General features: G+C 42.7%; 1 protein-coding gene. It reads right to left on the minus strand.

Features of this window, described 5'->3' with window-relative positions; all coding sequences use genetic code 11:
• Positions 1–21: 21 nt before the first annotated feature.
• Positions 22–1,872: a group II intron reverse transcriptase/maturase gene (gene ltrA / locus QUB37_RS29470; protein ID WP_333168758.1), complete on the minus strand. Its 1,851-nt coding sequence runs from the start codon at positions 1,870–1,872 to the stop codon at positions 22–24.
• Positions 1,873–2,495: the final 623 nt, after the last annotated feature.

Genomic DNA, 2,495 nt, shown 5'->3' on the forward strand with positions numbered 1-2,495 from the left:
GAGTTAGAGTCGATGGGGAAATCACTTTCCCCACCTCTCATTCAGAACCGGACTTGAGACTTTCACCTCATCCGGCTCCTCTTTGACTGAGCTTTTTACACAAGCACCATAACTACCATCGCTGGCAGTTTTTGTATCATGGCAATGACGATGAAGAAGTTGGAGATTGCCATATTGGTCTTTCCCTCCCTGAGATTTTGGTTGAATATGGTCAATTTCCATAACATCGTCTTGCTTGAAATAGTGTCCGCAGTACGCACATTTTCCTTTCTGCTTTTGGAGTAGCCTTGCCATTCTCATTGGAATTTCAGGATGTTTTCCCAGTCTGGTTCCCCAGTAGGTAAAATCTCCGTCATAAACACTTCTGTTACCTTGAACCTTGACGAACCTTGTGATTTCTGTCTCGCCGTGTTTGGCTAACTTCAATCCTTCGGTCGTGCAGAATCTCCAGTTGTCCGTGCCTACTGTTTTCCAATATCTTGAGAATATTTCGTACTTATTGCTTTTTGGGCAACGACGAATAGCCCATCTTTTTAATTTTTGCCAGACTAGATAATCCATGTTGCCGAATGTTTCCTGACTGACAACATGGGAGTAGTAGTTTGACCAGCCTTTGATAATTGGATTAAGTTCAAGTATTAATTCGGACTGTTTTCCGTTAAGCTGACGGTCTATCACTTCTCCCAGTTTTTTCTGGTGGGTGGCTCTTTTTTCTTTGCTTGGGGTGATGAGCGTATTAAATCCTAGTGGATTACCGTTTGAATTTCTGGCACTTCTATATTTGCCAGTGGGATATTGTCGAATGTTAAAGCCAAGAAAGTTAAAACCATTTTGGTCTTCTACTGCTTCGAGTGTGTGACAGATTCTGGTTTTGCTTGGTTTTAATTCTAATTTCATTTCGGCTAACCATTCGGATATAATTCTCTGACAACCTTCGACAACTTCTTTTTCTTCGTGCATACACACAAAGTCATCAGCGTACCTGATTAGTGCAGTGGCTTTCACTTTGTCTCTCGGTCTAATTTTGTAGCCGTTGACATCCTTCATATCGATTGATTTGACATACTCTTTAACCAGCTTTTCTAAACCATGTAAGGCTATATTTGCCAGTAAGGGGGATATTACCCCACCTTGAGGAGTACCTTCATCGGTCGTGAAGAGTTGGTTTCCATCCATTGCACCAGATTTAAGCCATGCCTCGATCTGCTTTTGCATTCTTGGGAAGCTGTTAATCTTCTTTAGCAACGCTTGATGATTGATTTTATCGAAGCATTTAGCGATATCCGCATCCAATACATATCGAGGCTTTTGGTTGATATGTATGTAGATTGCGACTATAGCATCATGGCAGCTTCTACCCGGACGAAAACCATAGGAATTTTCCTCAAATATGGCTTCCCATTCCGGTTCGAGTGCTAACTTAGCTAAGGCTTGAGTTGCCCTGTCCCTGATTGTGGGTATTCCAAGTGGACGTTTTTCACCATTGGATTTGGGTATCCATACTCTGCGAGTTTTTCTACTTTTATCCGTAAGTTGTAATTGTCCTGCAAGTTTGAGACGTGCTTCTGGGGATAGAGATTTAATTCCATCCACTCCTGCCGTCTTCTTACCTTGATTATCTTGTGTTACCTTTCTGGTAGCTAGTAGCTTGGCTGACCGTGAATTTATCAGAGTCTTTTGAAGCCTGCGGACAGCTTTGTAATCACCACGACTTTTGGCTTTGTAAATGCGTGTTTGTAACTTGTAGACGACTCTTTCTACCTGTTTCCAGTTGATGTCTCTCCATTGCTGGTTTGACTCTTGACCTATACAGATAGGGATGTCATTCTCCCATTCCACCCTGAACTGTTGTTCGGTTTTAGACTTATACATTACTAATTACACCTTTACAATCTGAGTCAAAGTGTCTACGTCAGCATATCTTCGATATTACTCAAAGCTTTGGCTTCTTAGACAATCCTTCCCCTCGATTCATGCGGATGGTTTCCTGCTCAGATTTCGACCATTCTGAGAGATTTTGAGGGGTTACTTCGTTCCAAATCACCTTTTGTCTGAATCCTTAGAGTCCCACTTTCCACCGAGTTTATGGGTAGTGCATACTGGTCAGACCTGCAATTGCCAGCACCGTTATCTTTGCCTTTTGGCTTGGGCAATAACTGTCGTAGCCCATTAAGCATCACGATGGTTCAGACGTGGATTCAAGCCGCAGCTTTACTCATAAATTCATGCTCGATGGTGTTCTGCGTACAGTTCGCAGTTACCACCTTTCTACCCCGCTTTACCAATTTTGATAACCAATCTCCTCAGTAGGGGTAGTGCTGTCACTACTGCACTTGTAGGGTATGACTTCTGCTTTCTAGGGTACTTGCAGTCACATACAAGGTAATTCAGTTGTCATCTACAGGGGATTAAAGTGCGAACTCAATCCTTTTAAGGATTACCCCATAGAAGCCAGTTATCCCCCGTTTTCACGGTTTCGACTGAACGAATCGCAC

The organism is Microcoleus sp. AT3-A2 (genome assembly GCF_036705685.1).
Taxonomy (GTDB): Bacteria; Cyanobacteriota; Cyanobacteriia; order Cyanobacteriales; family Microcoleaceae; genus Microcoleus.

Excerpts from the sequence above, each read along its gene's own strand:
- ltrA (WP_333168758.1), bottom strand. The coding sequence starts at position 1,872 with ATGTATAAGTCTAAAACCGAACAACAGTTCAGGGTGGAATGGGAGAAT.